The sequence below is a fragment of the Streptomyces beijiangensis genome (assembly GCF_017315755.1).
Lineage (GTDB): Bacteria > Actinomycetota > Actinomycetes > Streptomycetales > Streptomycetaceae > Streptomyces > Streptomyces beijiangensis.
Map to the genome: position 1 here is coordinate 1 of NZ_JAFLRJ010000982.1, position 308 is coordinate 308.

The 308-nt window shown below is 73.7% G+C and carries 1 protein-coding gene; it reads left to right on the forward strand.

From position 1 onward, the window contains the following. A partial coding sequence (locus tag J0695_RS40185) for a serine hydrolase (protein WP_206969757.1) occupies positions 1-308 on the forward strand: 308 nt, incomplete at both ends.

Below are 308 nucleotides of genomic sequence, written 5' to 3' on the forward strand. Positions count from 1 at the left end.
CCGCGAACCCCACCCCCACGGCTACGACCGGGCCTCAGCAGGCGCGCCCCTGCAGGACATCACGGAGATGGACCCCTCCTGGGCCTGGGCAGCAGGGCAGATGGTCTCCACCAACTCCGACCTCAACCGGTTCTTCGGCGCGCTGCTGGCCGGCCGCCTCCTCCCCGCCGCCCAGCTCGCCCAGATGCGCACCACCGTCCCCGCCGAGAGCACCTTCGGCCCCGGCGCCCGCTACGGACTCGGGCTCGTGAGCAAGCCCCTGTCGTGCGGCGGCCTCTACTGGGGCCACGGCGGCAGCTTCCCGGGTT